The organism is Klebsiella sp. D-Nf1, assembly GCF_002810515.1.
Taxonomy (GTDB): Bacteria; Pseudomonadota; Gammaproteobacteria; order Enterobacterales; family Enterobacteriaceae; genus Klebsiella; species Klebsiella variicola.
Genome location: NZ_PIOK01000001.1, coordinates 103,573 through 129,578 on the forward strand (window position 1 = coordinate 103,573; position 26,006 = coordinate 129,578).

The following is a 26,006-nucleotide window of genomic DNA, read 5'->3' on the forward strand; positions in this document are numbered from 1 at the left end:
AGTTCACTCAGCGCAGAAAATGCCGGGTGGCAACGTTGCCTTACCCGGCCTGCAGAACAGGGTAGGCCCGCTAAGCATAGCGCCAGCGGGCACGAAGGGTTACAGCGTATGTTCGGTTCGGGCGATGATATCGTCCTGGGTATCCGGCGACAGGGCGGTGAAGAACGCCGAGTATCCGGCGACGCGGACCACTAAATCGCGGTACTGGTCAGGGTGTTTCTTCGCCTCCAGCAGCGTGTCGCGGGACACGATGTTGTACTGGATATGCCAGCCTTTGTGCACCTCGAAGAAGGTGCGCAGCAGCACCATCAGCTTCTGCTTGTCGGACTCGTTCTCCAGCGTGGACGGATTCAGCTTCTGGTTAAGCAGCACGCCGCCGAGGATCGCCCCGGTGGGGAGTTTGCCCACCGAACTGATGACCGCCGTCGGCCCCAGATGGTCGGTACCGGAAGCCGGGCTGGCCCCTTCCGCCAGCGGGGTGTGCGCTTTACGGCCATCCGGGGTCGCCATGGTCTGCGCGCCGAACGGAACGTTGGCGGAGATAGAGGACGTGCCGGCGTAATAGTTGCCGCCGATTGGGCCGCGGCCATAGCGCGGGTTGTGATACTGCTTCAGCTCGTCGATATAGGTCTGGTAGGCCCGCGCCAGCAACTCGTCGACGCTGTCATCATCGTTACCGTACTTCGGCGCGCCGTTGATCAACCGCTGGCGCAGCTGCTCGTGGGTCAGACCGTCGAAATCTTCCGCCAGCGCCTTCGCCAGTTCCTGCTGGCCGATGGCGCCCTGATCGAAGACCAGTTTTTTCACCGCCGCCAGGCTGTTGCCGAGGTTGGCGATACCCACCTGCAGGCCGGAAACCCAGTCATATTTCGCGCCGCCTTGCTTGATGCTTTTCGCCCGTTCGATACAGTCATCCACCAGCGCCGAACAGAGAATATCGTGGACGTTTTCCTCCAGCATGGTATCGACCACATACTCAATCTCAATGGATTTACGGGTGTAGTAGCGGATCTGGTTATCCCAGTCTGCCAGCACCTGGTCGAAATTAGCGAAGTTGCCTTTCGACAGGGCATGCTCCTGGGGCAGGAATACCTGACCGCTGGTGGCATCGCGGCCGCCTTCCAGCGTCGCCAGCATCACCCGCGCGAAGTTGATAAAGCTCATGCCGGTGCAGCGATAGCCCCATTTGCCGCCGACCGCGGTTTCGATGCAGCCGATGGCGGCGTAATCGTAGGCGTCCTGTGGCTCGATGCCGAGTTTGATAAATTCCGGAATGACGATTTCATCGTTATTAAACGCCGGCATGCCGAAGCCGCAGCGGATCACCTGGACGCAGGCGTCGAGGAAGTCGTTGCTCATCCCGGCATGGTAACGCACGCTGAGGTTCGGCTGGGTAGAGCGCAGACGACCACAGGATTCCAGGATGGCATACGACAGCGGGTTGACGGCATCTTGCGGCTGGCCGTCGACCAGGTTCTGGCCGCCAATGGTGACGTTCTGGTACAGCGGGCTGCCGGCAGAGGCCTTGGAGTGCGAGCCGGAGCGAATTTTGTTGACCTCCAGCAGCTTCAGCCAGCAGCTGTGCAGCAGCTCAATGGCCTGTTCGCGATCCAGCGATTGCTGCAGTTCAACGTCGCGGCGGTAGTACGGATAGAGGTACTGGTCCATACGGCCAAAGGAGACCGAGTGGCCATTGGATTCAATCTGCAGGATCAACTGAATGAAGTAGCACAGCTGCAGTGCCTGCCAGAAGGTTTTCGGCGGCTCATGGGCGATGATGTCGCAGTTTTCGGCAATCGTCAGCAGCTCGTGGCGGCGTGATTCGCGGGATTCTGCTGTCGCCATCTCGCGCGCCAGTGCGGCGAAGCGTTTGCTGTGGTCGCTGACCGCTTCCAGAACGATATCAATCGCTTTCAGGAACTGTTCGCCATGCAGGTCTTCCAGTACCGTCAGGTTAATGCGCGACCGGCGTTCAGCAACCTTGGCGCGCATGCCGTCGAGGCCTTTTTCCAGCAGTAACGGGAAGTTGACCGCCAGGTGGGCGTCACCGGAAGTCATGTTGCCTTCCGCCTTGATAATACCGGTGGCGAGGAGCGCCTTCTGCTCATCGGTAAACATACCGTAGCAGCGGTCCTGTACGGTCTGCCCGCGCCACCATGGGCACACTTCATGCAGCACGCGTTTGTTCTCTTCGCTGACCGAGAAGCCGGCGCCGGGGCGGTCGGCGAGATCGTCGATCTCTTTCTCAATCCAGCTGACGGTATATTCCGGGAAAATCGGCGCAGCGCGCACTTCGCTGGCCTGGTTGCCGACGATCAGCTCATCGTGCTTGATCCAGATGGTGCGCTCCGCCAGGTGGTGGGCGAGGGCCAGGGCGCGACGCACCGGGATCGGTTTATCGAGATGTTGCTGATACATCGCCGTATAGTGGCGGGCGCGCTCGGTACAGACCGGCGGCTTAACGATATGCACCAGCGCCATTTTATGGGCCTGGATGCGGGCGCTGAGGGTGTTGAGTTTCAGGGTCGTCATAGGGTTATCCTCGTAAGATCGCCGTTAGCCCCTTGCTCCGCGCATAATCTTGCGCAAAGGCGAGCAGCTCAGGAGCATCCAGCGGTTTGTCCGGTGCGGTGTAGGGCTGACTGAGTAACTGGTATTTGTTCATTCCCAGCGTGTGGTACGGCAGGAAATGGATTTCGCTGACCTGCAGGCGGTCGGCGGCAAAATCGGTGATCGCGGCAATGTCGGTTTCGCTGGCGTTGAATCCCTGGATCAGCGGCACGCGAATAATCATTTTTTTCCCTGCCTGCGCCAGACGCTGCAGGTTATCCAGCACCCGGCGGGCGCTGCCGTCGGTCCACTGCTGGAAAACGGCCTCGTCGACATGCTTGAGGTCGGCGAGAAACAGGTCGACAAAGGGTAAAGCCGGTTCAATGTATTTCCACGGCACGTGCAGGCAGGTTTCCACGGCGGTGTGAATACCAGCCTGATGGCTGGCTTCGAAAAGCGCCTGCGCCAGCGTCGGGTTCATAAAGGGTTCGCCGCCGGAAAGGGTGATGCCGCCGCCGCTGCGATCGTAGAACGGTTTATCACGCAGCACCGTCGCCATGATCGCTTCGACGTTTTTCTCCTCGCCGCAGACCGTTAGCGCGGTGGTGGGGCAGCAGTCACGCAGCGCAGTAATATGCTTGTCGTTAACGTTTTGCCGATCAATGATCAAACCATCGAGGGTACGGGTGATAACCTCCGGCGCCGCCTGCTGGCACAGATCGCAGCCGGCCAGGCACAGCCGCGAGTCATACAGCAGATCTTCGCTGCGGGCGCGGCTTTCCGGGTTCTGGCACCAGCGGCAGCCCAGCGAGCAGCCTTTCAGGAAGACGACGGTACGGATCCCTGGGCCGTCATGGGTGGAATAGCGCTGGATGTTGAAGATCATGGCTTATCCTCTTGTTTGCGTATGAATATAAAAACACTTTCGAATGAAAGTTGTATTGACGCAAATCAATAAGCGGTATGGGGATAAGCCCCTGGGGATAAAATAACGAGAGAGGTCACAAAACCACCGACGACCCTCGTCGCCGGTGTGGGGGGTTAGTGCGAACCGCATACCTCGCACTGCGGATGACGCATCAGCTTCATTTCACGAAACTGGCAGGTCATGGCGTCGTACATCACGATTTTTCCGCTGGCAGGGGTGCCGTAGCCGGTCAGCAGTTTAATGGCCTCCATCGCCTGCAGCGAACCGATAGTGCCCACCAGCGGGGCCATTACCCCGGCTTCGACGCAGGTGAGGGCATTTTCGCCGAACAGACGGCTCAGGCAGCGGTAGCAGGGTTCGCCATCCTGATACGTGAAGACGCTGATTTGCCCCTCCATGCGGATCGCCGCCCCGGAGACCAGCGGGGTGGTGTGCTGGAAACAGCCGGCGTTGAGCTGGTTACGAATGGCGACGTTGTCGGTGCAGTCCAGCACCAGATCGTGATCGGCAATCTGCCCCGCCAGCGCGGTCTCATCCAGCAAGGCATTGAGCGTAACCAGCCGGACGTGCGGGTTAATCCGCGCCAGCGCCTCGCGGGCAGAATCCACCTTCGGCTGGCCGAGGGTGGCGTCGCTGTGCAGCGTCTGGCGTTGCAGGTTGGACAACGAGACGGTGTCGAAATCGAGCAGGGTGAGCTGACCCACTCCGGCGGCGGCCAGATACTGCGCGGCGGCGCAGCCGAGCCCGCCGAGGCCGACCACCAGCACGCGAGCGGCTTTTAACCGCTCCTGGCCGTCAAAATCAAAACCGCGCAAGACGATCTGCCGGTTATAGCGCAGCATCTCTTCATCGCTCAGCTCAACGGTCATTACCGCCCTCCAAACAGGTGACTGAACGGTTCGACCTCGACCCATTCGCCTGCTTCAACGTGGCCGCGCTCACGCTCCAGCACGATAAAGCAGTCGCCGAGGCTGAAGGAACTAAAAATGTGCGAGCCCTGATGGCCGGTGGTGGTCACCACCAGCTCGCCGTCGGGGTTGCGCTGCAGAATACCGCGCTGAAAATCGAGACGACCCGGGGACTTTTTCAGTCGCGTGGCGGCGCGTACCCGCAGGCGGGGTGGCTGAAGCGGGCCGTGCTTGCCCGAGAGTTTCGCCAGCAGCGGCTGCACCAGCTGACAGAAGGTGACGGTGGCGGAAACCGGGTTACCCGGCAGGCCGCAGAACCAGCTGCTGCTGAGTTTGCCGAAGGCGAAGGGTTTCCCCGGCTTGATCGCCAGCTTCCAGAAGCCGATTTCGCCCAGCTCTTCAAGAATGGTTTTGGTGTAGTCGGCTTCGCCCACCGAGACGCCACCGGAGCTGATGACCACGTCAGCCTGCTGGTCGGCGGCGATAAACGCGTCACGCAGCTTCGCTGGGTCGTCAGGAATAATGCCGAGGTTAATGACCTCGTAGCCCAGCTGCTGCAGCATCAGGTGCACCGCCAGGCGGTTGGTATCGTAAATCTGGCCGTCGCCGAGCGGTTGACCCGGCAGCTGCAGCTCATCGCCGGTTGAGAAGACCGCGACGCGGACCTTGCGCACCACCTCGACCTCGGCAATGCCCAGCGAGGCCAGCACCGGCAGCTCGGCCACCGTCAGCGGCGTCCCCGCCGGGAAGACCACCGCGCCGTGGGCGATATCTTCTCCACGGCGGCGAATATGCTGCCCGGCTTTGACTGGCGCGGTAAAGCGCACGCCGGCGTCGGTCTGTTCGGTCTCTTCCTGCATCACCACCGCATCGCAGTCTGCAGGCACCGGCGCGCCGGTCATGATGTGGATACAGGTACCCGCCGGCCAGGTCTCGTTAAACGGTTGGCCGGCAAAGGCCTTACCGGCGACCGGCAGCGCCGCGCCGTCGCGAAGATCGCTTAGCCGGACGGCATAGCCATCCATCGCCGCGTTATCAAAGCCGGGGACATCCAGCGGGGAGACGATGTCATGGGCGGTCACGCGCGAGAAGGCCTGCAACAGCGGTACAGTTTCCGTCGCGCTCAGCGGCGTAATACGATCGAGCATCTGGGTGAGGGCTGTGTCGAGCGGCATCAGTCCGGCGGTAAAATCCATGGGTCACTCCTGCGGGCAAAACAGCGAAAACGCCTATTATGGCAGAAAAGCGGCGCGGGCTGTATGCCACCTGGGTACGAGGCTTTACATCGCCCGCCGCTCTTTCTATATTCAAAAATTGTATAAGACATTCAGCAATATAATGATATCAATACCCTATTCCTGACGTGACCGGCGCCGCGACGCTGCGCAACAGGGCGGGGCTATCCACTTCATCGTTAAGGACTGGCGAAATGGGCAAAGCGGTTATAGCAATTCACGGCGGCGCAGGGGCGATTTCCCGCGCGCAGATGACGCCGGAACGGGAGCGGGAGTATGTGGCGGCGCTGTCGGCAATCGTCGAAAGCGGGCAGAAAATGTTGGCCGCGGGCGCCAGTGCGCTGGATACCGTGACTGAAGCCGTCCGTCTGCTGGAAGAGTGCCCGCTGTTTAACGCCGGGATGGGCTCAGTATTTACCCACGATCAAACCCATGAACTGGACGCCTGCGTGATGGATGGCTATAGCCTGCAGGCGGGCGCGGTGGCTGGGGTCAAACATTTGCGTAATCCGGTGCTGGCGGCGCGTCTGGTACTGGAGGAGAGCCCGCACGTGCTGCTGATTGGCGAGGGCGCGGAAAATTTCGCCTTCTCCCGGGGGATGGAACGCGTCGAAAACGATCTCTTCTCCACGCCCGAGCGCCTGCTGCAGCTGCAGGAGGCGAAAGCGGGCGGGGAGATTATCCTCGACCACTACGCCGCCCCGCTCGATGAACGCCAGAAAATGGGCACCGTCGGCGCGGTGGCGCTCGACCTGGCTGGCAATCTGGCGGCGGCAACCTCCACCGGCGGCATGACCAACAAACTGCCCGGACGCGTCGGCGACAGCCCGCTGCCGGGCGCGGGATGCTATGCCAACAATGCCAGCATGGCGGTCTCCTGCACCGGCACCGGCGAAGTCTTTATGCGCACCCTGGCGGCCTACGATATCGCCGCCTTAATGGAGTATGGTCAGTTGAGTCTCTACACCGCCTGCGAGCGGGTGGTGATGGAGAAACTGCCCGCTCTCGGCGGTAGCGGCGGGCTGATTGCCGTCGATCGCGAAGGTAACGTCGTTTTACCGTTTAACAGTGAAGGCATGTACCGCGCCTGGTGCTATGCCGGCGATACGCCGACCATTGGCATTTATCGCGAATAGAAGAAGGGAGAGGGAGATTGTCGCAAACTCACGAAACCGATACCTGCGAAGTGCTGGTAGTGCGCAACCTGAACGTGGCCTTTCGCCAACAGGATGCGCCAGAGGTGCAGGCCGTGCGTCAGCTTTCCTTCAGCCTGCGTCGCGGCGAGACGCTGGCGATTGTGGGTGAGTCCGGTTCGGGAAAATCGGTGACCGCGCTGGCGCTGATGCGTTTGCTTGACGCCGCCAGCAGCGAAGTGAGCAGCGAGGGGCTGTGGCTGCGGCGGCGTAACCGGCAGGTGATCGCGCTCAATGAGCAAACGGACGCCGAGATGCGCCGGGTGCGCGGCGCCGATCTGGCCATGATTTTTCAGGAGCCGATGACCTCGCTGAATCCGGTTTTTACCATCGGCGAACAAATCGCCGAATCCCTGCGCCTGCACCAGGGGCTGGGGCGCGAAGAGGCGCTGCGCGCGGCGAAAAAGATGCTCGACCAGGTGCGTATTCCCCAGGCGGAAGAGATGCTCTCACGCTATCCGCACCAGCTCTCCGGCGGCATGCGCCAGCGGGTGATGATCGCCATGGCGCTCTCCTGTCGGCCGGCGGTGTTGATAGCCGATGAGCCGACCACGGCGCTGGATGTCACCATCCAGGCGCAAATTTTGCAACTCATTGCCGTCCTGCAAAAGGAGATGGCGATGGGGGTGATCTTTATTACCCACGATATGGGCGTCGTGGCCGATATCGCCGATCGGGTGCTGGTGATGTATCGCGGTGAGGCGGTAGAGACCGGCAGCGTTGAGGAGATCTTTCGTTCGCCGCAGCATCCTTATACTCAGTCGCTGCTGGCGGCGGTCCCGCGGCTGGGGGAGATGCGGGGTCAGGATCTGCCGCGCCGTTTTTCGCTTCCCGGTCAGCCACAGGCGGAGACAGAAACGCCAGACACGGTGGCGGCGGGGGAGCCTATCCTGCAGGTGCGCGACCTGGTGGCCCGTTTTCCGGTGCGCGGCGGGCTGCTCAATCGCGTGACGCGCGAAGTGCATGCGGTGGAGAAGGTCAGTTTTGATCTCTGGCCGGGAGAAACTCTGTCGCTGGTGGGCGAGTCCGGCTGCGGCAAGTCGACCACCGGCCGGGCGCTGTTGAGACTGGTAGAGACCCAGGGAGGCACCATTACCTTCGACGGCCAACGGATTGATACGCTCTCCGGCAGCAAGCTGCAGTCCTTGCGCCGTAATATTCAGTTTATTTTTCAGGATCCTTACGCTTCGCTTGACCCGCGTCAGACGGTCGGTGACTCGATTATGGAACCGCTGCGGGTGCATGGCCTGTTGCACGGGGAAGCAGCCCGTGAGCGGGTTTCCTGGCTACTGAAGCGCGTGGGGCTTCAGCCGGAGCATGCCTGGCGCTACCCTCATGCCTTTTCCGGCGGCCAACGACAGCGGATCTGCATTGCCCGCGCGCTGGCGCTGAATCCGAAGGTGGTGATAGCCGATGAGTCGGTGTCGGCCCTGGATGTCTCCATTCGGGCGCAGATTATCAATCTGATGCTCGATCTTCAGCGCGAGATGGGCATCGCGTTTCTGTTTATTTCCCATGATATGGCGGTGGTGGAGCGCATCAGCCACCGCGTGGCGGTGATGTACCGCGGTCGCATTGTCGAAATAGGCCCGCGCCGCGCGGTGTTTGAAAACCCGCAGCACCCCTATACCCGTAAGCTAATGGCCGCCGTACCGGTGGCCGACCCGGCCTACCGTCATCCGCAGCGGGTCCTGCTGTCTGATGATGTCCCGGGCAATATCTATAAGCGGGGCGAGGAGATCGCCAGCGTGCCATTGCAGCAGGTTGGGCCGGGCCACTTTGTCGCCCGCGAGTCCGCCGATGTGCTGGGCAGAGCATAACAACACATAACGCACTTTTTCAGGAGAACACGATGACACAACCTGTTTCACGCAAATGGTGGCTGGCGCTGAGTATCGCGGCGGCCCTGGCGAGCGCCCCCGCCTTTGCCGCCAAAGATGTGGTAGTGGCGGTCGGGTCTAACTTTACGACGCTCGATCCCTATGATGCCAACGATACGCTGTCGCAGGCGGTGGCGAAGTCCTTTTATCAAGGCCTGTTCGGCCTTGATAAAGAGATGAAGCTGCAAAATGTTCTTGCCGAGAGCTATACCGTGTCACCGGACGGCCTGGTGTACACCATCAAGCTGCACAGCGGGGTGAAATTCCAGGATGGCACCGACTTTAACGCCGAGGCGGTCAAGGCTAACCTTGATCGCGCGAGTAATCCGGATAACCATCTCAAGCGCTATAACCTGTATAAAAATATCGCCAGCACCGAGGCGGTCGATCCGACCACGGTCAAAATTACCCTGAAGCAACCCTTCTCGGCGTTTATTAACATTCTCGCCCATCCGGCAACGGCGATGATTTCGCCGGCGGCGCTGAAAAAATATGGCAAGGATATTGGCTTCCATCCGGTGGGTACCGGGCCGTATAAGCTCGACACCTGGAACCAGACCGATTTCGTGAAGGTCAGCAAGTTCGATGGTTACTGGCAGCCGGGCCTGCCGAAGCTGGACTCCATCACCTGGCGTCCGGTAGTGGATAACAACACCCGGGCGGCGATGCTGCAGACCGGCGAAGCGCAGTTTGCTTTCCCGATCCCTTACGAACAGGCGCCGCTGCTGGCAAAAAACAGCAAACTGGAGCTGGTGGCCAGCCCGTCGATCATGCAGCGCTACATCAGCATGAACGTGACACAGAAGCCGTTCGATAATCCGAAGGTGCGTGAAGCCATCAACTATGCGATTAACCGTCAGGCGCTGGTCAAGGTGGCGTTTGCCGGATACGCCACCCCGGCGACCGGGGTGGTGCCGCCGTCGATTGCCTACGCCCAGACCTACACCGCCTGGCCCTACGATCCGGCGAAAGCTCGCCAGTTGCTGAAAGAGGCCGGCTACCCTAACGGCTTCAGTACCACGCTGTGGTCATCACATAATCACAGCACCGCGCAGAAAGTGCTGCAGTTCACCCAGCAGCAGCTGGCGCAGGTGGGGATTAAGGCGCAGGTGACGGCGATGGACGCTGGTCAGCGGGCGGCGGAAGTGGAAGGTAAAGGGCAGAAAGAGAGCGGGGTACGGATGTTCTATACCGGCTGGTCCGCCTCCACCGGTGAAGCCGACTGGGCGCTGTCGCCGCTGTTCGCCTCGCAAAACTGGCCGCCGACGCTGTTTAACACCGCATTTTACAGCAACCCGCAGGTGGATAAAGCGCTGAGCGAGGCGCTGAAAACCACCGACCCGCAAGAGAAAGCCAAACTCTATAAAGAGGCGCAGGATATTATCTGGAAAGAGTCGCCGTGGGTACCGTTGGTGGTCGAGAAACTGGTCTCCGCCCACAGTAAGAACCTCACCGGTTTCTATATCCAGCCGGATACTGGCTTTAGTTTTGAACAGGCAGATTTAACACCGTGAAGGATGGGATGATGCCCTCAGGCGCCAGCGCGCGGGGGGCGGTTTTTCCGCGGGGCGGGTTGCGGAGGTATGATGCTCAACTATGTGATTAAGCGCCTGCTGGGGCTGATCCCCACCCTGCTTATCGTCGCAGTACTGGTGTTTTTGTTCGTCCATATGCTGCCCGGTGACCCGGCGCGGCTGATTGCTGGACCGGAGGCCGATGCCCAGGTGGTGGCGATGGTGCGCCAGCAACTGGGGCTTGACCAGCCGCTGCATGTCCAGTTCTGGCACTACATCACCAACGTACTGCGCGGCGATTTTGGCATTTCCATGGCCTCGCGGCGTCCCGTTTCCAGTGAGATAGCCAGCCGCTTTATGCCCACGCTGTGGCTGACGCTGGCCAGCATGAGCTGGGCGGTATTGTTCGGGATGGCGGCGGGGATCGCGGCGGCAGTGTGGCGCAATCGCTGGCCTGACCGTCTGGGAATGGCGTTGGCGGTGAGCGGCATTTCGTTTCCGGCTTTTGCTCTCGGCATGCTGCTGATGCAGGTCTTTTCGGTTGAGCTGGGCTGGCTGCCGACGGTGGGGGCCGACAGCTGGCGGCACTATATTTTGCCGTCGTTGACCCTTGGCGCGGCGGTGGCGGCGGTCATGGCGCGCTTTACCCGCGCGTCGTTCGTCGATGTGTTGCATGAAGACTATATGCGTACCGCGCGGGCGAAAGGGGTGAGCGAAACGTGGGTGGTGCTCAAGCATGGCCTGCGCAACGCGATGATCCCGGTGGTGACCATGATGGGGCTGCAGTTCGGTTTTCTGCTCGGTGGGTCGATCGTCGTGGAAAAGGTGTTTAACTGGCCGGGGCTTGGGCGCCTGTTGGTCGATTCGGTAGAGATGCGCGATTACCCGGTGATTCAGGCGGAAGTCCTGCTCTTTTCGCTGGAGTTTATTCTTATCAATTTAGTGGTGGATGTGCTGTACGCGGCCATTAACCCGGCTATCAGGTATAAGTAAGGTGCGATTGCTTAACTGGAGAAGGCAGGCGGCGCTGAACGCCATGCCGGGTATCGGACCCGGCGAGATCCATACCCCATGGCATGAGTTCTGGCGGCGATTTCGTCGCCAGCCGGTGGCGATGGGCGCTGGTATTTTCGTGCTGTTGCTGATTGCGGTAGCCATCGTTGCCCCATGGATAGCGCCGTACGATGCGGAAAATTATTTCGACTATGACCGGCTTAATGAGGGGCCCTCGCTGGTGCACTGGTTCGGTGTCGACTCGCTGGGACGCGATATTTTCAGCCGAGTGCTGGTCGGGGCGCAGATCTCGCTGGCTGCCGGGGTACTGGCGGTGCTGATTGGCGCGGCCATCGGCACGGTGCTTGGGCTGCTGGCCGGGTACTATGAGGGCTGGTGGGACCGGCTCATTATGCGACTTTGCGACGTGCTGTTCGCCTTTCCGGGGATCCTGCTGGCGATTGCGGTTGTCGCCGTCATGGGCAGCGGGATGGCCAACGTGATCATCGCCGTGGCGATCTTCTCGATCCCGGCGTTTGCTCGTCTGGTGCGCGGCAATACGCTGGTGTTAAAGCAGCAGACCTTTATTGAATCGGCGCGCAGCATCGGCGCCAGCGACGCCACCATTCTGTTCAACCACATCCTGCCGGGGACGGTGTCATCGATCGTGGTTTATTTCACGATGCGTATCGGGGTATCGATTATTTCGGCGGCCAGTCTGTCGTTTCTCGGCCTCGGCGCGCAGCCGCCCACCCCGGAGTGGGGCGCGATGCTCAACGAGGCGCGGGCGGATATGGTGATGTCCCCGCACGTAGCGCTATTTCCGGCGGTGGCGATTTTCGTGACCGTGCTGGCGTTTAATCTGCTGGGAGATGGCCTGCGCGATGCGCTGGATCCGAAGTTAAAGGGGTAGGGTGAGAGAAAGCTCCGTCGTGCGGCGCTTTATATTATTTGTGGCTTCAACGCACATTGCGCTCCCGGTTAATCTTCTGCGTTATGTCTCTCATAGCGCAGGGAGCGGTGTGGGGCGAAACGACTGCCGGACGGTTCCCTCTCCCTCCGGGAGAGGGTTAGGGTGAGGGAAATCTTCGCCGTGCGGTGCTTTATATTATTTGTGGCTTCAGCGCACATTGCGCTCCCGGTTAATCTTCTGCGTTATGTCTCTCATAGCGCAGGGAGCGCACAGGGGGCGGCCAGTCGCCGCCGCCCCCTGTACCCCCGGGCTCCGGCCAGCAACATCGCCACTGCGTGGTGCCTTCGACTTATCCCTGCAGGCTTCGGGTCGGGCCGAGGCAGCGTCCGTGCAAAACACGGCCCTCAGCCCGCATCCATGCGGGCTGCCCCGGCCTTCCGGGAACGTCTCAGCGATGTTGAGGCCGCCAGCACCGGCAGTTTCAGCGGCCCCATATCCGGCGGCGATTCACATATTGGGACTGGACCCCGTAGGCCGGGTAAGCGTAGCGCCACCCGGCAAAATAACGGCGCAACAGGGTTGCCTGGAAGGTAATCAATGCTTGCCCGGCGGCGCTGCGCTTGCGCGGGCCTACTGTATCTGCGCTTACAGGCGGCATTTGTAGGCCGGGTAAGCGTAGCGCCACCCGGCAAAATAACCGCGCAACAGGGCTGCCTGGAAGGTAATCAATGCTTGCCCGGCGGCGCTGCGCTTGCGCGGGCCTACCGTATCTGTGCTTACAGGCGGCATCCGTAGGCCGGGTAAGCGTAGCGCCACCCGGCAAGATAACGGCGCAACAGGGTTGCCTGGAAGGTAATCAATGATTACCCGGCGGCGCTGCGCTTGCGAGGGCCTGGGGGGGTGAGCCTACGGGAGGACCCCGTAGGCTGGGGAATGCGATAAGCCGCTATCCTGGAAGCTGGACTAAACCCGGGTACCCCACAGGTCGTATTCGTCGGCATGCTCGACTTTCACCCGCACCACGTCGCCCGGCTTAACGCGGGTTTCGCCGTTCAGGTAGACCGCGCCGTCGATTTCCGGGGCATCGGCCATGCTGCGGCCAATGGCGCCTTCTTCGTCAACTTCATCCACCAGCACCATGATTTCGCGGCCCACTTTCTCCTGCAGACGCTCGGCAGAGATCTGCTGCTGCAGCTGCATAAAGCGGTTCCAGCGCTCTTCTTTCACTTCTTCCGGTACCTGATCCGCCAGTTCGTTGGCGGTGGCGCCTTCTACCGGGCTGTATTTGAAGCAGCCGACGCGGTCGAGACGCGCCTCTTTCAGGAAGTCGAGCAGCATCTGGAAATCTTCTTCCGTTTCGCCCGGGAAGCCCACGATAAAGGTAGAGCGCAGGGTCAGATCCGGGCAAATTTCACGCCACTGCTTAATGCGCGCCAGCTGGCGGTCTGCAGAGCCAGGACGCTTCATCAGCTTCAGAATACGCGGGCTGGCGTGCTGCAGCGGAATATCGAGGTACGGCAGAATTTTGCCTTCCGCCATCAGCGGGATCACATCGTCGACGTGCGGGTACGGGTAGACATAGTGCAGGCGCACCCAGATGCCGAGCTTCGCCAGCTCTTCGCACAGGCTGACCATGCTGGTCTTCACCGGCATGCCGTTGTGGAAACCGGTACGGTGCTTGACGTCGACGCCGTAGGCGGAGGTGTCCTGAGAAATCACCAGCAGCTCTTTCACACCGGCGTCAGCGAGGCGTTTGGCTTCCGCCAGCACTTCGCCAATCGGACGGCTCACCAGATCGCCACGCATGGACGGGATGATGCAGAAGGTACAGCGATGGTTGCAGCCTTCAGAAATTTTTAAGTAGGCGTAGTGGCGCGGGGTCAGCTTAACACCCTGTTCCGGCACCAGGCTGAGGAACGGGTTGTGCTTCGGCTTCGGCGAGTAGTGGTGGACGTGCTCCAGCACCTGCTCATAGCTGTGCGGACCGGTGATCTCCAGCACCTTCGGGTGAACTTCGCGGATCTGATCCTCTTTCGCGCCGAGACAGCCGGTGACGATCACCTTGCCGTTCTCTTTCAACGCTTCGCCGATCGCTTCCAGCGATTCCTGCACAGCGCTATCGATAAAGCCGCAGGTGTTAACGATGACCATATCGGCGTTGTCGTAGGTGGGGACGACGTCATAACCTTCGGTGCGCAGTTCGGTCAGGATACGCTCTGAGTCCACGAGATTTTTCGGGCAGCCCAGGGAGACGAAGCCGATTTTCGGCTGGTGCGTGACATTGCTCATAGCTTAAAAAGTGTTCAATTATTGGAATGGTCAGGGCAGGAATTCTACAGATCTTTGCGAAAAAGAGTATAGCTCCATCGCGGTTAATGGTGAAAAAGCGCTCGGGTGAAGGGCGCGTGAGCTTCAGCGCCGGGTCAAAACCGCCATTCCTGATAAAAACGCCCGTCATTTACGTTGTAATCTACAAGTTGATAACAATTTCTTTACTAAATACCTCGGTGACCGCGAGGAGAAGAGGCAAGGAAATGACACCAACAAGCGCACCGGTGGCGATTGCCACCCTGCCATTCAGTAATCTGGAGATCCCCCCGCAGCCGCCGCAGATCCAACACGCCCTTGAGCAGGGGAATGTGCTCTATCTGCCGCAGCTGGCGTTTTCATTAACCGCCACGGAGCAGGCGTTGCTGACCCCTGAGCTGGTCGCGCCGCGGCGCAAGAATATCAGCTATCAACCTGACACCCGAACGCTCAGAGGCGTGGCGGATAAGCAGAAAACCGCCGCCGTCGCCCGGCTGATGGCGCGTTACCACCAGATGTCGCTGCAGCTGATTGACGCGTTATTGCCAGGCTATGGCGAGGCGCTGCACCATCCGCAAACCAGTCTGCGTCTGCATCCCATTACCGCCTGGCGTGAAACGACCTCCTGGCGCAAAGACGATTCGCGCCTGCACGTGGATGCTTTCCCGTCGCGCCCGGTCAATGGTGACCGTATTCTGCGCATTTTTTGCAATATTCACCCAGGCGGCGAACCGCGAACCTGGCGGACGGGGGAGCATTTCGATACCCTCGCGGCGCGCTTTCTGCCGCAGCTGAAACCCTGGTCGCCGCCAGGCGCCTGGCTGCTGGCAGCGCTGGGGATCACCAAAAGTCGGCGCAGCCATTACGATCATCTGATGTTGGCCCTGCACGATGCGATGAAAAGCACCCCTGAGTACCAACAACAGGGGGTGCAGCAGGAGATCGACTTTGCCGCCGGCAGCACCTGGATCTGCTTTTCCGATCAGACTCCGCACGCCGCAATGCGCGGCCAGTATCTGCTTGAGCAAACCTTCCTGTTGCCGGTGAAGGCGATGAGTCACCCGCAGCTCTCGCCGCTGCGGGTGCTGGAAACGCTCCTGCAAAAGCCGTTAGTTGCGCGCAACGTGTAGCGCCCGGCGTGGCTACCGGGCAAAGACTTATTGCGCCGGCGTAACGGCCCCGGAAGGCCTGGCGCTGGGCTTTTTCGGCTCGCGCTTATCCTTCAGGGTGAAAATGGAGATCAACGTAAAGAGCCCGGCGATACCGCCGAGGATCAGATAGGTGTCGGCGAAGCCAATGGTATCGTACAGGTAGCCTGCCAGCGGGGAATAGATGGCGGTGGCGATCGAGGCGACAAACAGCACCAGCAAATAGACCGTCGAAGAGAGCTTGTGGTCGAAGTTGGCGGCGATGAATTTAAAGACCGATACCAGAATTAATGGTTTCTCCAGGGCATGCATCATTTTCACCGCGCCAATCCATACCGGACCGAGGGGGATGGCTGACCCGACAATGCGTACCGACATGATCAACCCGGCGATGATCAGCGCCCATTTGGCGCCGGTCCGGTTAACAAACCACGGCATCAGGCATAAGAACAGGGTTTCACCGCAGACCTGAACGGATGCGAGGATACCGTACCAGCGGTTGCCTTCCTCCGGCGTCGGGAACTGCAGCGAGAAATACTGGGCAAACTGCTGATCGTAGGTGTCATAAATCTGCGTGACGAACAGGGTAAAGAGCAGCAGCATCCAGAACTGACCATTCTTCGCCAGCTCAAGGGCATGGGAGACCTTCAGCGATTCGCTTCGCGCCACATCAGCGTCGGTTAATTCAATTTTGGTCAGCATAAAGCAGATGGCGGTGATGACGATGGCGAGGCTGGCGAGCCAGAAGGCCAGATTAGGATTGCTGTCGATATATTTACCCACAATCCAGGCCGCCGCTGCCCAGCCTAACGAGCCCCACATCCGTACCCGACCGTATTCGAACTGGTAGCGGCGTGAAATCTTATCGATGTAAGAGTCGATCACCCCGCAGCCGGAGTTAAAGATGATCCCCAGATAGATCCCCCCCAGCAGCGCGCCAAACCAAAAGTTGTGCACCAGCAGCGGCGCGTAAACGTAGATAAAGAAGGGCCCCACCGGCAGGAGCAAGGCGACCAGCAGCCAGATAAGGCGTTTTTTCAGGCCGAACTTGTCGGAGATAAAGCCGAAGAAAGGCTGCATCAGCAGGGCGATAAAGGCGTTGACCGAGTAGAGCAGGCCAGTCTTCGTGGCGCTGATGCCAAGATGCTGGGTGGTCCAGATGACGAAGAAAGCCATGGTCGACGACCAGGCGAACAGGTAGAGGAAATCGAAAAGACTCAACAGGAGGTAGTTTCTTTTACCGGGCGTCATATTTCAGTTCCTTGCAAACGAGCAGAGAGATTATCAGCGATCCACGGCGTGCGTCCGCTGTTTTTATGAAATGTTATACGTATTACATTAATAATTTGTTATGGCACTCTAACTGGCGATCGCGCAATAGCGCCTGTAATATATTGTGATCATTACAGCACTATTTCCGCCTTTTAATGGCAATCGTTGCGAGTTGATTTCTTTTTGAAACTAATTGTGATCGTATACCATTATCTTTGGTATGTATCCTACAAAGCGGTAAGGTTGTCACATTGTAAATGGTGTTAAAGGCTTGGGAATAATTGACCTGGCGCATCATTTTGCACAAAAAATAACCGTATTATGAGAAGGGTAAAGGACGACAGAGGAGGAACTGTGATGACCGTTGACAGACGATATCGCCACCTTTTGCAGAAGCTCATCAATGCCAATATCGATATTGATGCCTATCTGCAGCTGCGAAAGGCCAAAGGCTACATGTCAGTCAGCGAAAATGACCATCTGCGTGATAACTTGTTTGAGCTGTGCCGTGAAATGCGTGCGCAGGCCCCGCGCCTGCAGAATGTCGTTTCACCGGAGGAGAGGGATGCCCTTCGCCTGGCTGGCGAGTCCATCGCCGCCGCTGCAGTATGCCTGATGAGCGGGCATCATGATTGCCCGCTGTACATTGCGGTTAACGTAGAGAAGCTAGAACGCTGTCTGACAGGATTGACTTCAAATATTCATAAATTGAATGAATTGGCGCCAATCACCCATGCCTGATCGGCTGAAACCCAGGGGAAGTAGACGCTTCCCCTGTTAAAGGTTATGTAAAAATCCCCGCGCAACTTTCCCCGCTGGCTACCCTTTAGCGCAGAGCTGAATAAAGGAGAATGCCATGCGTCCGATCCCGCTGCTGTTGATATTGAGCGCCTTAGCGCTGCCGGTGTTAAGCCAGGCCGCGGTGCGGGTGGAGGTATTGCAAAACCGGCTGGCCCATCCGTGGGGTCTGGCGTTTCTCCCCGACGATCAGGGCATGTTGATTACCCTGCGCGGCGGCGAGCTCAAGCGCTGGCAGCCAGGTAAAGGCCTGTCGGCGCCGATATCCGGCGTGCCGCAGGTGTGGGCCAACGGCCAGGGCGGCTTACTGGATGTGGCGCTGGCGCCGGATTTTGCGCAGTCGCGACGGGTATGGCTGAGCTATGCGGAAAGCGACGCCAGCGGCAAAGCGGGCACCGCGGTAGGCTACGGACGGTTAAGCGAGGATGCCACCCAACTGACGAACTTTACCGTGGTGTTTCGCCAGCAGCCGAAGCTCTCCGTTGGCAATCATTTCGGTGGCCGGCTGGTGTTCGACGGCAAAGGGTATCTGTTTATCGGTCTGGGAGAGAACAATCAGCGCGCCACCGCCCAGGATCTCAGCAAGCTGCAGGGGAAAGTGGTCCGCCTGACGGACGCGGGGGACGTTCCGCCGGATAACCCCTTTGTCGGCCGGGCTGACGCCAGGCCGGAGATCTGGGCCTACGGTATTCGCAATCCGCAGGGCATGGCGATGAACCCATGGAGCGACGCGCTGTGGCTCAATGAGCACGGCCCGCGCGGCGGGGATGAAATTAACATCCCGCAGGCGGGGAAAAACTACGGCTGGCCGCTGGCGACGCACGGCATTAACTACAGCGGCCTGCCAATTCCGGAGGCCAAGGGCAAGACGGTCCCGGGTACCGAACCCCCGCTGTATGTCTGGCCGGTCTCCCCCGGGGTGAGTGGGATGGCCTTTTACTCGGCGCAGACTTTTCCCCAGTGGCAGCATAAGCTGTTTATCGGCGCGCTGAAGGAGACGTCGCTTATTGTCTTATCGGTGGACGGTAATCAGGTCCGCGAGGAGGGGAGATTGCTGGAGGCGCGCGGGAAGCGTATCCGCGACGTCCGCGTGGGACCCGACGGCTATCTGTACGTATTAACCGACGAGTCTAACGGCGAACTGTTGCGTTTGAGCCCGGAGGGTTAACCTCAGGTGACCGGGATCTTCACGACCTCGTGCCAGGCGGGGCGCTGGCTAATCTGCTGATACCAGCGCTGCAGATGGGGCCGCGGTTGCCAGGTATCGAGGATCGTCAGCAGATTGTAGACAAAGGGGGCAACGGCAATATCGCCAAGGCCGAAGTGCTCGCCAGAGAGCCATGGCGTTTTCGCCAGTTCGTCATCAAGCATGGCAAACAGCGATTCACAGGCGCTGATCCCCGCGGCGATGGCCGCCGGGTCGCGCTGCTCCGGTGGCGTCCTGACCAGACCCATTAACACCGGGCGATGGGCGGGAGAGAGCGTGCCGTTGGACCAGTCCATCCACTTTTCCCCTTGCGCGCGCTGCGCCGGCGTGGCCAGCCACAGGCGATCGACGCCGTACTGCGCGGCAAGGTAGCGAATAATGGTATTTGATTCCCACAACACCACCCCGGTGGCATCGTCTTTTAACAGCGGCACCAGCCCGTTCGGGTTCATCGCCAGATATTCCGGGTCATGATTGAGACCAAACTCCAGCCCGGCGAGGATCTGCTCATAAGGAAGATCCAACTCCTCCAGCACCCAGCGTACTTTCTTCACGTTGGTCGAGTTATTACGTCCCCACAGTGTAATCATTTTCGCTCCTGAGTTTGTTTCACTGCCGTTGCAGCGCGATCGGCGATCATGTTGGGATAAAGTTAATATTTAGGCAATCACGATCAAAAAAGTTGTTCTGATTAAAGCACAGCGGCACGTTATTGCGTAAACTTTAAAAACTTTACCAACTCGCTGTTTCTTTAAGGTCATTTGTACGCTTTACTCACCGGTTGCTGCGGCGCGGTCAGAGTGGTGCGGCATATTTTGTTTGGAAAGGATACTTGGGTGGCTCTTATGATGCATGACGCTTTTTCCCTTCGCGGCCTCGCTGCAGGTTGCGCGCTGTTATTTCTTGTCGCACCTGCGGTGCAGGCTGCAGAACAACTCCCCGACGCCCCTTCGATTGACGCTCGCGCCTGGATCCTGATGGACTACGCCAGCGGGAAGGTGCTCAGCGAAGGCAATGCCGATGAAAAACTCGACCCGGCCAGTCTGACAAAGATCATGACCAGCTACGTGGTGGGGCAGGCGATAAAAGCGGGAAAAATCAAGCTCACCGATATGGTGACCGTCGGACGTGATGCCTGGGCGACCGGCAACCCGGCGCTGCGCGGCTCATCGGTGATGTTCCTCAAGCCTGGCATGCAGGTCTCGGTGGAAGATCTGAACAAAGGGGTCATTATTCAGTCCGGTAACGACGCCAGTATTGCGATTGCCGACTACGTGGCGGGCAGCCAGGATGCATTCGTCAGCCTGATGAACGGCTATGCCAAAAAAATGGGGCTGACCAACACCACCTTTATGACCGTCCACGGCCTTGATGCGCCGGGTCAGTTCAGTACCGCCCGCGATATGGCGCTGCTGACCAAAGCGATGATCCACGATGTGCCGGAAGAGTACGCGGTACATAAAGAGAAAGAGTTTACCTTCAATAAAATTCGCCAGCCGAACCGCAACCGTCTGCTGTGGAGCACCAACCTCAACGCCGATGGCGTGAAAACCGGGACCACCGCCGGGGCCGGCTATAACCTGGTCTCCTCAGCCACCCAGGGTGATATGCGTCTGATCGCCGTGGTACTGGGGACCAAAACTGACCGCATTCGCTTTAACGAGTCGGAAAAACTGCTGACCTGGGGCTTCCGCTTCTATGAAACCGTGACGCCGATTAAACCGGATGCCACCTTCGTCACCCAGCGCGTGTGGTTTGGCGACAGTAGCGAAGCGAAACTGGGAGCCGGCGAGGCGGGCTCTATTACCCTGCCGAAGGGCCAGCTGAAAAACCTGAAAGCCAGCTACACCTTAAATCAGCCGCAGCTTACCGCGCCGCTGGAAAAGGGGCAGGTGGTCGGGACTATCGACTTTAAGCTGAATGATAAAACCATCGAACAGCGCCCGCTGATCGTCATGGAGCCGGTGAAAGAGGGCGGCTTCTTCAGCCGGATGATCGATTTCGTGCTGATGAAACTGCACGGCTGGTTCGGCAGCTGGTTCTCCTGATGCCATGACCGCGCCCGGCGGGCGCGGTCAGTGACGCCTCAATACAGCAGGGAGATCTGCTGCGCCTTCGCCAGCGCGACCAGCTCATCATCCGGGCAGATATCGCTGGCGATCACGTCAAAGTTCGCTAACGCCCCCATGCGCGCCGGACGCACTTTGCCAAACTTGCTGTGGTCGACCACCAGCACATGGTAGCGCGCGTGACGCATCGCCCAGTGCTTGACCGGCAGCTCCTCCAGGTTATAGCAGGTCGCCCCCTGCTCGCAGTCAATGCCCGCCGCCGAGTAAAAGGCGATGTCGGGGCTCAGATGGCTGAGGGTATCTTCAAGGCTCAGCGGCATAAAAATCGCGTTGCTGGCGTGAAATTCTCCACCGCAGAGGACCGCGCGGCACTGCGGTTTCTCCTGCAGGGCCAGGAAGGTATTCAGGGAGTAACAGACGCCGGTGAAGGGCAGGGCATCATCGATGGCGTCAATGATCCACGGCGTGGTGGTCCCGCAGTCGAAGAAGGCCATCTGATGGGCCTCCAGCAGCGCGGCTGCATGGCGAGCGGCGCGGCGTTTTTCCTCGACCAGCCGGGTTTTTTGATCGCTGAGCAGGTAATGGGTGGCGCTGCGCGGCTCCAGCACAATGTATCCGCCGAGCAGCACAACCGGGCCGCTATGGCCATTGAGGTCGCGACGAATGGTCATTTCCGAGACCCCAAGCAGGGAGGCGGCTTCTTTCAGATGCAGCTTATCGCTGCGCTTGAGTGCCTGAATGAGCTGACTGATACGTTCGTCACGGCGAGTTTCCATATTCCCTCTGCGCTAAAATCGCCCTGCGGGGGCAGGGCGTTAGCGGGATTTTACCTGTCGCTTACGGGTTAGTCACGCGGTGGCCGCAGCGACGGCTGGCGTTTAGCCGCGTACCCAGCCTTTGCGGATCGGCAAGGAGAAGCAGAGACGATACAGTCGCTGCAGCTGGCGATACAGCGCCGGGCCGAACGTATGCCAGATCAGCGCCGCGCCAAGGCAGCCGCACATTCCGGCCAGCAGACCACCGACCATATCCAGCGGCCAGTGCACGCCGAGATAGACGCGGGACCAGGCGATGGCGGCGGCAATGGCCATCAGCAGGGTGCCAGACCACAGGCGGTGCCAGAACAGAAAAGCCAGGGCAAAGGTAAAGCTGACGGTGCCGTGATCGCTGGGGAAGGAGTCGTCCGCCGCGTGATGCAGGAAGTTATAGCCCACGCCAGCGACAAACGGCCGATCGTGCGGATAGAGGTGGCCGATCGCCCACGACACGGTCAGGCTAATCATCAGCGCCAGCATCAGCTTAAACACCATCTGCCGCTGGGCAGGCCCCCACAGCCATAATGTCACTACCAGCAAGGGCACGATCAGAATCAGATCTTTGGCGATCAGGATCGCCACCTCAATGGCCCACTGCGGCGAGGCCGGCGTCGCGTTGATCAGGGCGAACAGCGCGTAGTTAATATTTTCCAGCATAGACTTCCAGGCTCGTTGGTCCGATAGCAAATAAGCCGCCTACCCTAAAAAAAAGCGGTGCGGAGATAAAGCAGCATTGTCTTAAAGATCAGGTTGTTAAGAAATCTTGCAAATGGATTTCAATGCTAACCGCCTGAAAAGCGCCAGTATATCGTTTGTCACATTGCTGAAACATAAACGGAATATATACGCAGGCTGAATAGCAGGGGGAGAGTCTGGAGGGGGGCGCGCAATTCGCAATATTGTGCGGTGTCACCCACAATTCACTATCTCCGCGCCGGGAGTTTCATTACACTTTGCGCGATTTTTGATAGATAAGAGATTTCATGCAAAATTATTCGCTTTCAGGCCGCCGCCTCGGAAGGCAGGCGTTGCTGTTCCCGTTATGTCTGGTGCTGTACGAGTTTTCCACCTATATCGGCAACGATATGATCCAGCCGGGTATGCTGGCCGTGGTTCAGGAGTTTCAGGTGGGCAACGAATGGGTACCTACCTCGATGACCGCCTATCTGGCCGGCGGCATGTTTTTACAGTGGCTGCTGGGGCCGCTGTCGGACCGTATTGGCCGCCGCCCGGTGATGTTGACCGGGGTGGTGTGGTTTATCGTCACCTGCCTGGCGACGCTGCTGGCGCAGACCATTGAGCAGTTTACCCTGCTGCGCTTCCTGCAGGGGATCAGCCTGTGCTTTATCGGCGCGGTAGGCTATGCGGCGATCCAGGAGTCCTTTGAGGAGGCGGTGTGTATCAAAATCACCGCCCTGATGGCCAACGTGGCGCTGATTGCCCCGCTGCTGGGGCCGCTGGTGGGCGCCGCCTGGGTGCACGTGCTGCCGTGGGAGATGATGTTCGTCCTGTTCGCCGTGCTGGCGGGCATCTCGTTCGTCGGGCTGCAGCGGGCGATGCCGGAAACCGCGACGCGGTTGGGCGAAAAGCTGTCGGTCAAAGAGCTGGGTCGTGACTATCGTCTGGTGCTGAAAAACCTGCGCTTCGTCGCCGGTGCGCTGGCGACAGGCTTTGTCAGCCTGCCGTTGCTGGCGTGGATTGCCCAGTCGCCGGTGATTATTATCAGCGGCGAACAGGCCACCAGCTATGAGTACGGCATGCTGCAGGTGCCGATTTTCGGCGCGCTGATTGCCGGTAACCTGGTGCTGGCGCGCCTGACTTCGCGCCGTACCGTGCGCTCGCTGATTATCATGGGCGGCTGGCCGATCATGTTTGGTCTGATCCTCTCCGCGGCGGCGACCGTGGTCTCTTCCCACGCTTATCTGTGGATGACCGCCGGCCTGAGCTTCTACGCCTTCGGAATTGGCCTCGCGAATGCCGGGCTGGTGCGCTTAACGCTGTTCGCCAGCGAGATGAGCAAAGGCACGGTCTCGGCGGCGATGGGAATGCTGCAGATGCTGATCTTCACTGTCGGCATCGAGCTCAGCAAACATGCTTATGAGCTGGGGGGTAACGGCTTGTTCAGCCTGTTTAACCTGCTGGGCGGGGTACTGTGGCTGGGGCTGATGATCTACTTCCTGAAAGATAAAAGCGTCGGCAATTCGCAGCAGGCGTAACCGGTGGCAAACCCGGATGCGCTCGCATCCGGGGTCTTATCAGGCGAACGGCGCTTCGCGATTTAACACCTTATCAATAATCTGCAGCACGCCTTCTTCGTTGTTGTGCGGCGCGTGATGGCTGGCGACGGCTTTGACGTCTTCCCGGGCGTTGGCCATGGCAAAGCCAAATCCGGCGTGCTGCAGCATCTCGATATCATTGCCGCTATCGCCGAACGCCACCACCTCATGATCCTCAATGCCCCAGCGCTGCTGCAAAATGCGCAAACCGTTAGCTTTGTGCACCCCTGGCATAATTAAGTCAATACTGCCGTAGCCGGTGGCCACCGCGTTGACCATATCCCCCAGCGCCGCGTGCAGCTTCGGCTGAATTTCCGGGATCAGGCTGTCCGGTACATTGAGACCAAATTTGAGGATCGCGTCATCAAGGTGGTTAAAATCATCCACCAGTTCGAGGCGGTGATAATACTTCGCCGCCACCGTCTTCAGCGCGTCGTTATAGCGGTTGAGCGTGTAGGCGCTGCGCTTCCCGCAGGCGATGATTTCGATATTCGGCAGGGTCTGCAAATGATCGACCACGGCGTTGAAATGGTGGAGCGGCAGCTGGCAGTTGAAGACGTCTTCATTGCCGCTCACCACCCAGCCGCCGTTTTCCGCCACAAAGGCGATCTGATGGGCGATCTCCGGGAAAAAGGAGATCAGCTGATAATATTGGTTGCCGCTGGCGACCACGAAGCGAATATTCTGTTCACGCATTCGCTGGTACTGGGCGAGGAAGCGCGGCCGGTTGTAAGTTTTGGCATCGCTTAAAAAGGTGCCGTCCATATCCACCGCAATCAGTTTGATGCTCATTAGCTGTTCTCCATAACGGGTTCAGATTGTGGCTTAGCCACCGCGCGGGCGACCAGTGCCGCCACCATGACCAGACCCAGCACCACCATCATGGCGCTGCGCAGGCCGAAGTGTTCGCCGAGGAAGCCCAGCAGCGGCGGCCCGACGAGGAAAGCAAGATAACCGGTGATCGCCACCACGCTGACGCGCTTGGGCGCGTCCGGCCCGGTATCGCTGGCGGCGGAGATGGTCAGCGGGAAGCCGAGCGAGGCGCCAATGCCCCACAGCAGTACCGAGATTCCCGCCACCCAGGGGTTATCGACGAAGATGATCAGGCCAATACCCAGGGCGCCCATCACCGCGCTGCCGCGGACTACCGTCACCCGGCTGTAGCGATCGATAAACCAGCCGCCGGTAAAGCGGCCCAGCGTCATACCGAGGGTGAAGCCGGCATAGATCAGCGAGCCGGAGGTGGGGCTAAAGCCGTGGCCGTCCACCATCAGCAGCGGCAGCCAGTCGTTGGCCGAGCCTTCGGCAAAGGCCATCGCCAGGACGATGACCCCGATCAGCAGCAACTGCGCGTCGCGCCATACCGGCAGACCCTTCGCCTCACCGTGGGCGGCTTCGGCGGCATTTTTACCGGTGCCATCGGGAATGGCGCGGATGGCAATGGCGATGGGCAGGATAGCCACCAGCGCGGCCGCCAGGATGTGCGGGGCGGCAGGTAGGCCGAATCCGGTCACTGCCATGCCCACCCCGGCGCCGAACAGGGTGCCGAAGCTGTAAAAGCCATGCATCATCGGCAGCACCGTTTTATTCATCTCCCGCTCGATGGCCGCGCCTTCGACGTTAATAGCGACTTCTGCAGAGCCAAAGCTGGCGCCAAAGATGGCCAGGCCGAAGGCGAACAGCGGGGCGGAAGAGACCCACAGCGCCAGGCTGAGCACCAGCATGCCGAGTACGGCGAAGGACATGGTGGTGCGGATGACCTTGCGGGTACCAAAGCGCTTCACCAGCCACGCTGAGCAAAGAATACCGCTCATCGACCCCACCGACAGACCAAACAGCACTACGCCCATTTCTGCCGTAGAAAGCATCAACTGATCGCGGATCGCCGGCGTGCGGGTGGCCCAGGAGGCCATTAATAAGCCGGGGATGAAAAAGAACATAAACAGCGCCCACAGCCGAAGCTGGAGCGCTCTGCGCGAGGTTTGCGTCGTCATCCGTAA

The 26,006-nt window shown here is 59.6% G+C and carries 21 protein-coding genes; 10 read left to right on the forward strand and 11 right to left on the reverse strand.

Annotation, left to right across the window (positions count from 1 at the left end; all coding sequences use genetic code 11):
* Nucleotides 1–99 precede the first annotated feature (99 nt).
* From CWM54_RS00495 to moeA, 4 genes are all read right to left on the reverse strand, one after another.
* Nucleotides 100–2,532 carry a formate C-acetyltransferase/glycerol dehydratase family glycyl radical enzyme gene (locus tag CWM54_RS00495; protein ID WP_061155232.1) on the reverse strand — a complete coding sequence of 811 codons (2,433 nt, stop codon included), beginning with the start codon at nt 2,530–2,532 and terminating at the stop codon, nt 100–102.
* Nucleotides 2,533–2,536: 4 nt separating this feature from the next.
* Nucleotides 2,537–3,436, reverse strand: coding sequence for a glycyl-radical enzyme activating protein (locus tag CWM54_RS00500; RefSeq protein WP_100695628.1), 900 nt, complete (start codon nt 3,434–3,436; stop codon nt 2,537–2,539).
* 155 nt (nt 3,437–3,591) lie between these two features.
* Complete coding sequence (moeB, locus tag CWM54_RS00505; RefSeq protein ID WP_061155230.1) at nt 3,592–4,347, reverse strand: molybdopterin-synthase adenylyltransferase MoeB; 756 nt, start codon at nt 4,345–4,347, stop codon at nt 3,592–3,594.
* Nucleotides 4,347–5,582, reverse strand: coding sequence for a molybdopterin molybdotransferase MoeA (moeA, locus tag CWM54_RS00510; RefSeq protein ID WP_100695630.1), 1,236 nt, complete (start codon nt 5,580–5,582; stop codon nt 4,347–4,349). The genes moeB and moeA overlap by 1 nt, the downstream gene beginning before the upstream one ends.
* Nucleotides 5,583–5,815: 233 nt before the next feature.
* On the opposite strand from moeA, the gene iaaA reads away from it, so the two are divergent.
* The 5 genes from iaaA (at nt 5,816) to gsiD (ending at nt 12,114) form a co-directional block, all read left to right on the forward strand.
* Nucleotides 5,816–6,757 carry a beta-aspartyl-peptidase gene (gene iaaA, locus CWM54_RS00515; RefSeq protein ID WP_100695632.1) on the forward strand — a complete coding sequence of 314 codons (942 nt, stop codon included), beginning with the start codon at nt 5,816–5,818 and terminating at the stop codon, nt 6,755–6,757.
* A 17-nt stretch (nt 6,758–6,774) separates the two neighbouring features.
* Nucleotides 6,775–8,634, forward strand: coding sequence for a glutathione ABC transporter ATP-binding protein GsiA (gene gsiA / locus CWM54_RS00520; protein WP_100631672.1), 1,860 nt, complete (start codon nt 6,775–6,777; stop codon nt 8,632–8,634).
* Between the two features lie 32 nt (nt 8,635–8,666).
* Nucleotides 8,667–10,208 (forward strand): glutathione ABC transporter substrate-binding protein GsiB, encoded by a 1,542-nt coding sequence (gene gsiB / locus CWM54_RS00525; protein WP_100695634.1) that lies wholly within the window; start codon nt 8,667–8,669, stop codon nt 10,206–10,208.
* Nucleotides 10,209–10,280: 72 nt separating this feature from the next.
* Nucleotides 10,281–11,201, forward strand: a complete 921-nt coding sequence (gsiC, locus tag CWM54_RS00530; protein WP_008805798.1) for a glutathione ABC transporter permease GsiC — start codon at nt 10,281–10,283, stop codon at nt 11,199–11,201.
* A gap of 1 nt (nt 11,202) precedes the next feature.
* A complete protein-coding gene (gene gsiD, locus CWM54_RS00535) occupies nt 11,203–12,114 on the forward strand; it encodes a glutathione ABC transporter permease GsiD (RefSeq protein ID WP_100682072.1) in 912 nt (303 codons plus the stop codon).
* 963 nt (nt 12,115–13,077) lie between these two features.
* Here the strand turns inward: gsiD and rimO are convergent.
* Nucleotides 13,078–14,403, reverse strand: coding sequence for a 30S ribosomal protein S12 methylthiotransferase RimO (rimO, locus tag CWM54_RS00550; protein WP_061155225.1), 1,326 nt, complete (start codon nt 14,401–14,403; stop codon nt 13,078–13,080).
* A 245-nt stretch (nt 14,404–14,648) separates the two neighbouring features.
* Between rimO and CWM54_RS00555 the strand changes: the two genes are divergently transcribed.
* Nucleotides 14,649–15,551, forward strand: a complete 903-nt coding sequence (locus tag CWM54_RS00555; RefSeq protein ID WP_100695636.1) for a Kdo hydroxylase family protein — start codon at nt 14,649–14,651, stop codon at nt 15,549–15,551.
* A gap of 27 nt (nt 15,552–15,578) precedes the next feature.
* On the opposite strand, the gene CWM54_RS00560 is transcribed toward CWM54_RS00555, so the two are convergent.
* The gene (locus tag CWM54_RS00560) at nt 15,579–16,820 is read right to left on the reverse strand and encodes an oligosaccharide MFS transporter (protein WP_100695638.1); all 1,242 of its coding nucleotides are present in this window, start codon (nt 16,818–16,820) and stop codon (nt 15,579–15,581) included.
* A 378-nt stretch (nt 16,821–17,198) separates the two neighbouring features.
* Here CWM54_RS00560 and bssR point away from each other — a divergent pair, with 378 nt between their 5' ends.
* Nucleotides 17,199–17,582, forward strand: a complete 384-nt coding sequence (gene bssR / locus CWM54_RS00565; protein ID WP_061155222.1) for a biofilm formation regulator BssR — start codon at nt 17,199–17,201, stop codon at nt 17,580–17,582.
* Nucleotides 17,583–17,697: 115 nt separating this feature from the next.
* Entirely contained in the window at nt 17,698–18,807 is a 1,110-nt protein-coding gene (locus tag CWM54_RS00570) for a PQQ-dependent sugar dehydrogenase (RefSeq protein ID WP_100695640.1), read from the forward strand.
* Between the two features lie 2 nt (nt 18,808–18,809).
* Here CWM54_RS00570 and CWM54_RS00575 read toward each other — a convergent pair whose 3' ends face one another.
* On the reverse strand, nt 18,810–19,436 hold the full coding sequence (locus tag CWM54_RS00575) for a glutathione S-transferase family protein (protein WP_061155220.1): 627 nt from the start codon (nt 19,434–19,436) through the stop codon (nt 18,810–18,812).
* A 255-nt stretch (nt 19,437–19,691) separates the two neighbouring features.
* On the opposite strand from CWM54_RS00575, the gene dacC reads away from it, so the two are divergent.
* Complete coding sequence (dacC, locus tag CWM54_RS00580; protein ID WP_004201290.1) at nt 19,692–20,894, forward strand: serine-type D-Ala-D-Ala carboxypeptidase; 1,203 nt, start codon at nt 19,692–19,694, stop codon at nt 20,892–20,894.
* A 38-nt stretch (nt 20,895–20,932) separates the two neighbouring features.
* On the opposite strand, the gene deoR is transcribed toward dacC, so the two are convergent.
* Complete coding sequence (deoR, locus tag CWM54_RS00585; protein ID WP_060568522.1) at nt 20,933–21,691, reverse strand: DNA-binding transcriptional repressor DeoR; 759 nt, start codon at nt 21,689–21,691, stop codon at nt 20,933–20,935.
* Between the two features lie 102 nt (nt 21,692–21,793).
* Entirely contained in the window at nt 21,794–22,387 is a 594-nt protein-coding gene (ybjG, locus tag CWM54_RS00590) for an undecaprenyl-diphosphate phosphatase (protein WP_094954874.1), read from the reverse strand.
* A gap of 326 nt (nt 22,388–22,713) precedes the next feature.
* On the opposite strand from ybjG, the gene kdeA reads away from it, so the two are divergent.
* A complete protein-coding gene (gene kdeA, locus CWM54_RS00600; protein WP_032732730.1) occupies nt 22,714–23,946 on the forward strand; it encodes a multidrug efflux MFS transporter KdeA in 1,233 nt (410 codons plus the stop codon).
* Between the two features lie 39 nt (nt 23,947–23,985).
* Here kdeA and CWM54_RS00605 read toward each other — a convergent pair whose 3' ends face one another.
* Nucleotides 23,986–24,798 (reverse strand): Cof-type HAD-IIB family hydrolase, encoded by an 813-nt coding sequence (locus CWM54_RS00605; RefSeq protein WP_100681564.1) that lies wholly within the window; start codon nt 24,796–24,798, stop codon nt 23,986–23,988.
* Nucleotides 24,798–26,000, reverse strand: a complete 1,203-nt coding sequence (locus tag CWM54_RS00610; protein ID WP_008805808.1) for an MFS transporter — start codon at nt 25,998–26,000, stop codon at nt 24,798–24,800. Before CWM54_RS00610 ends, CWM54_RS00605 begins: the two co-directional genes overlap by 1 nt.
* Between the last annotated feature and the right edge of the window lie 6 nt (nt 26,001–26,006).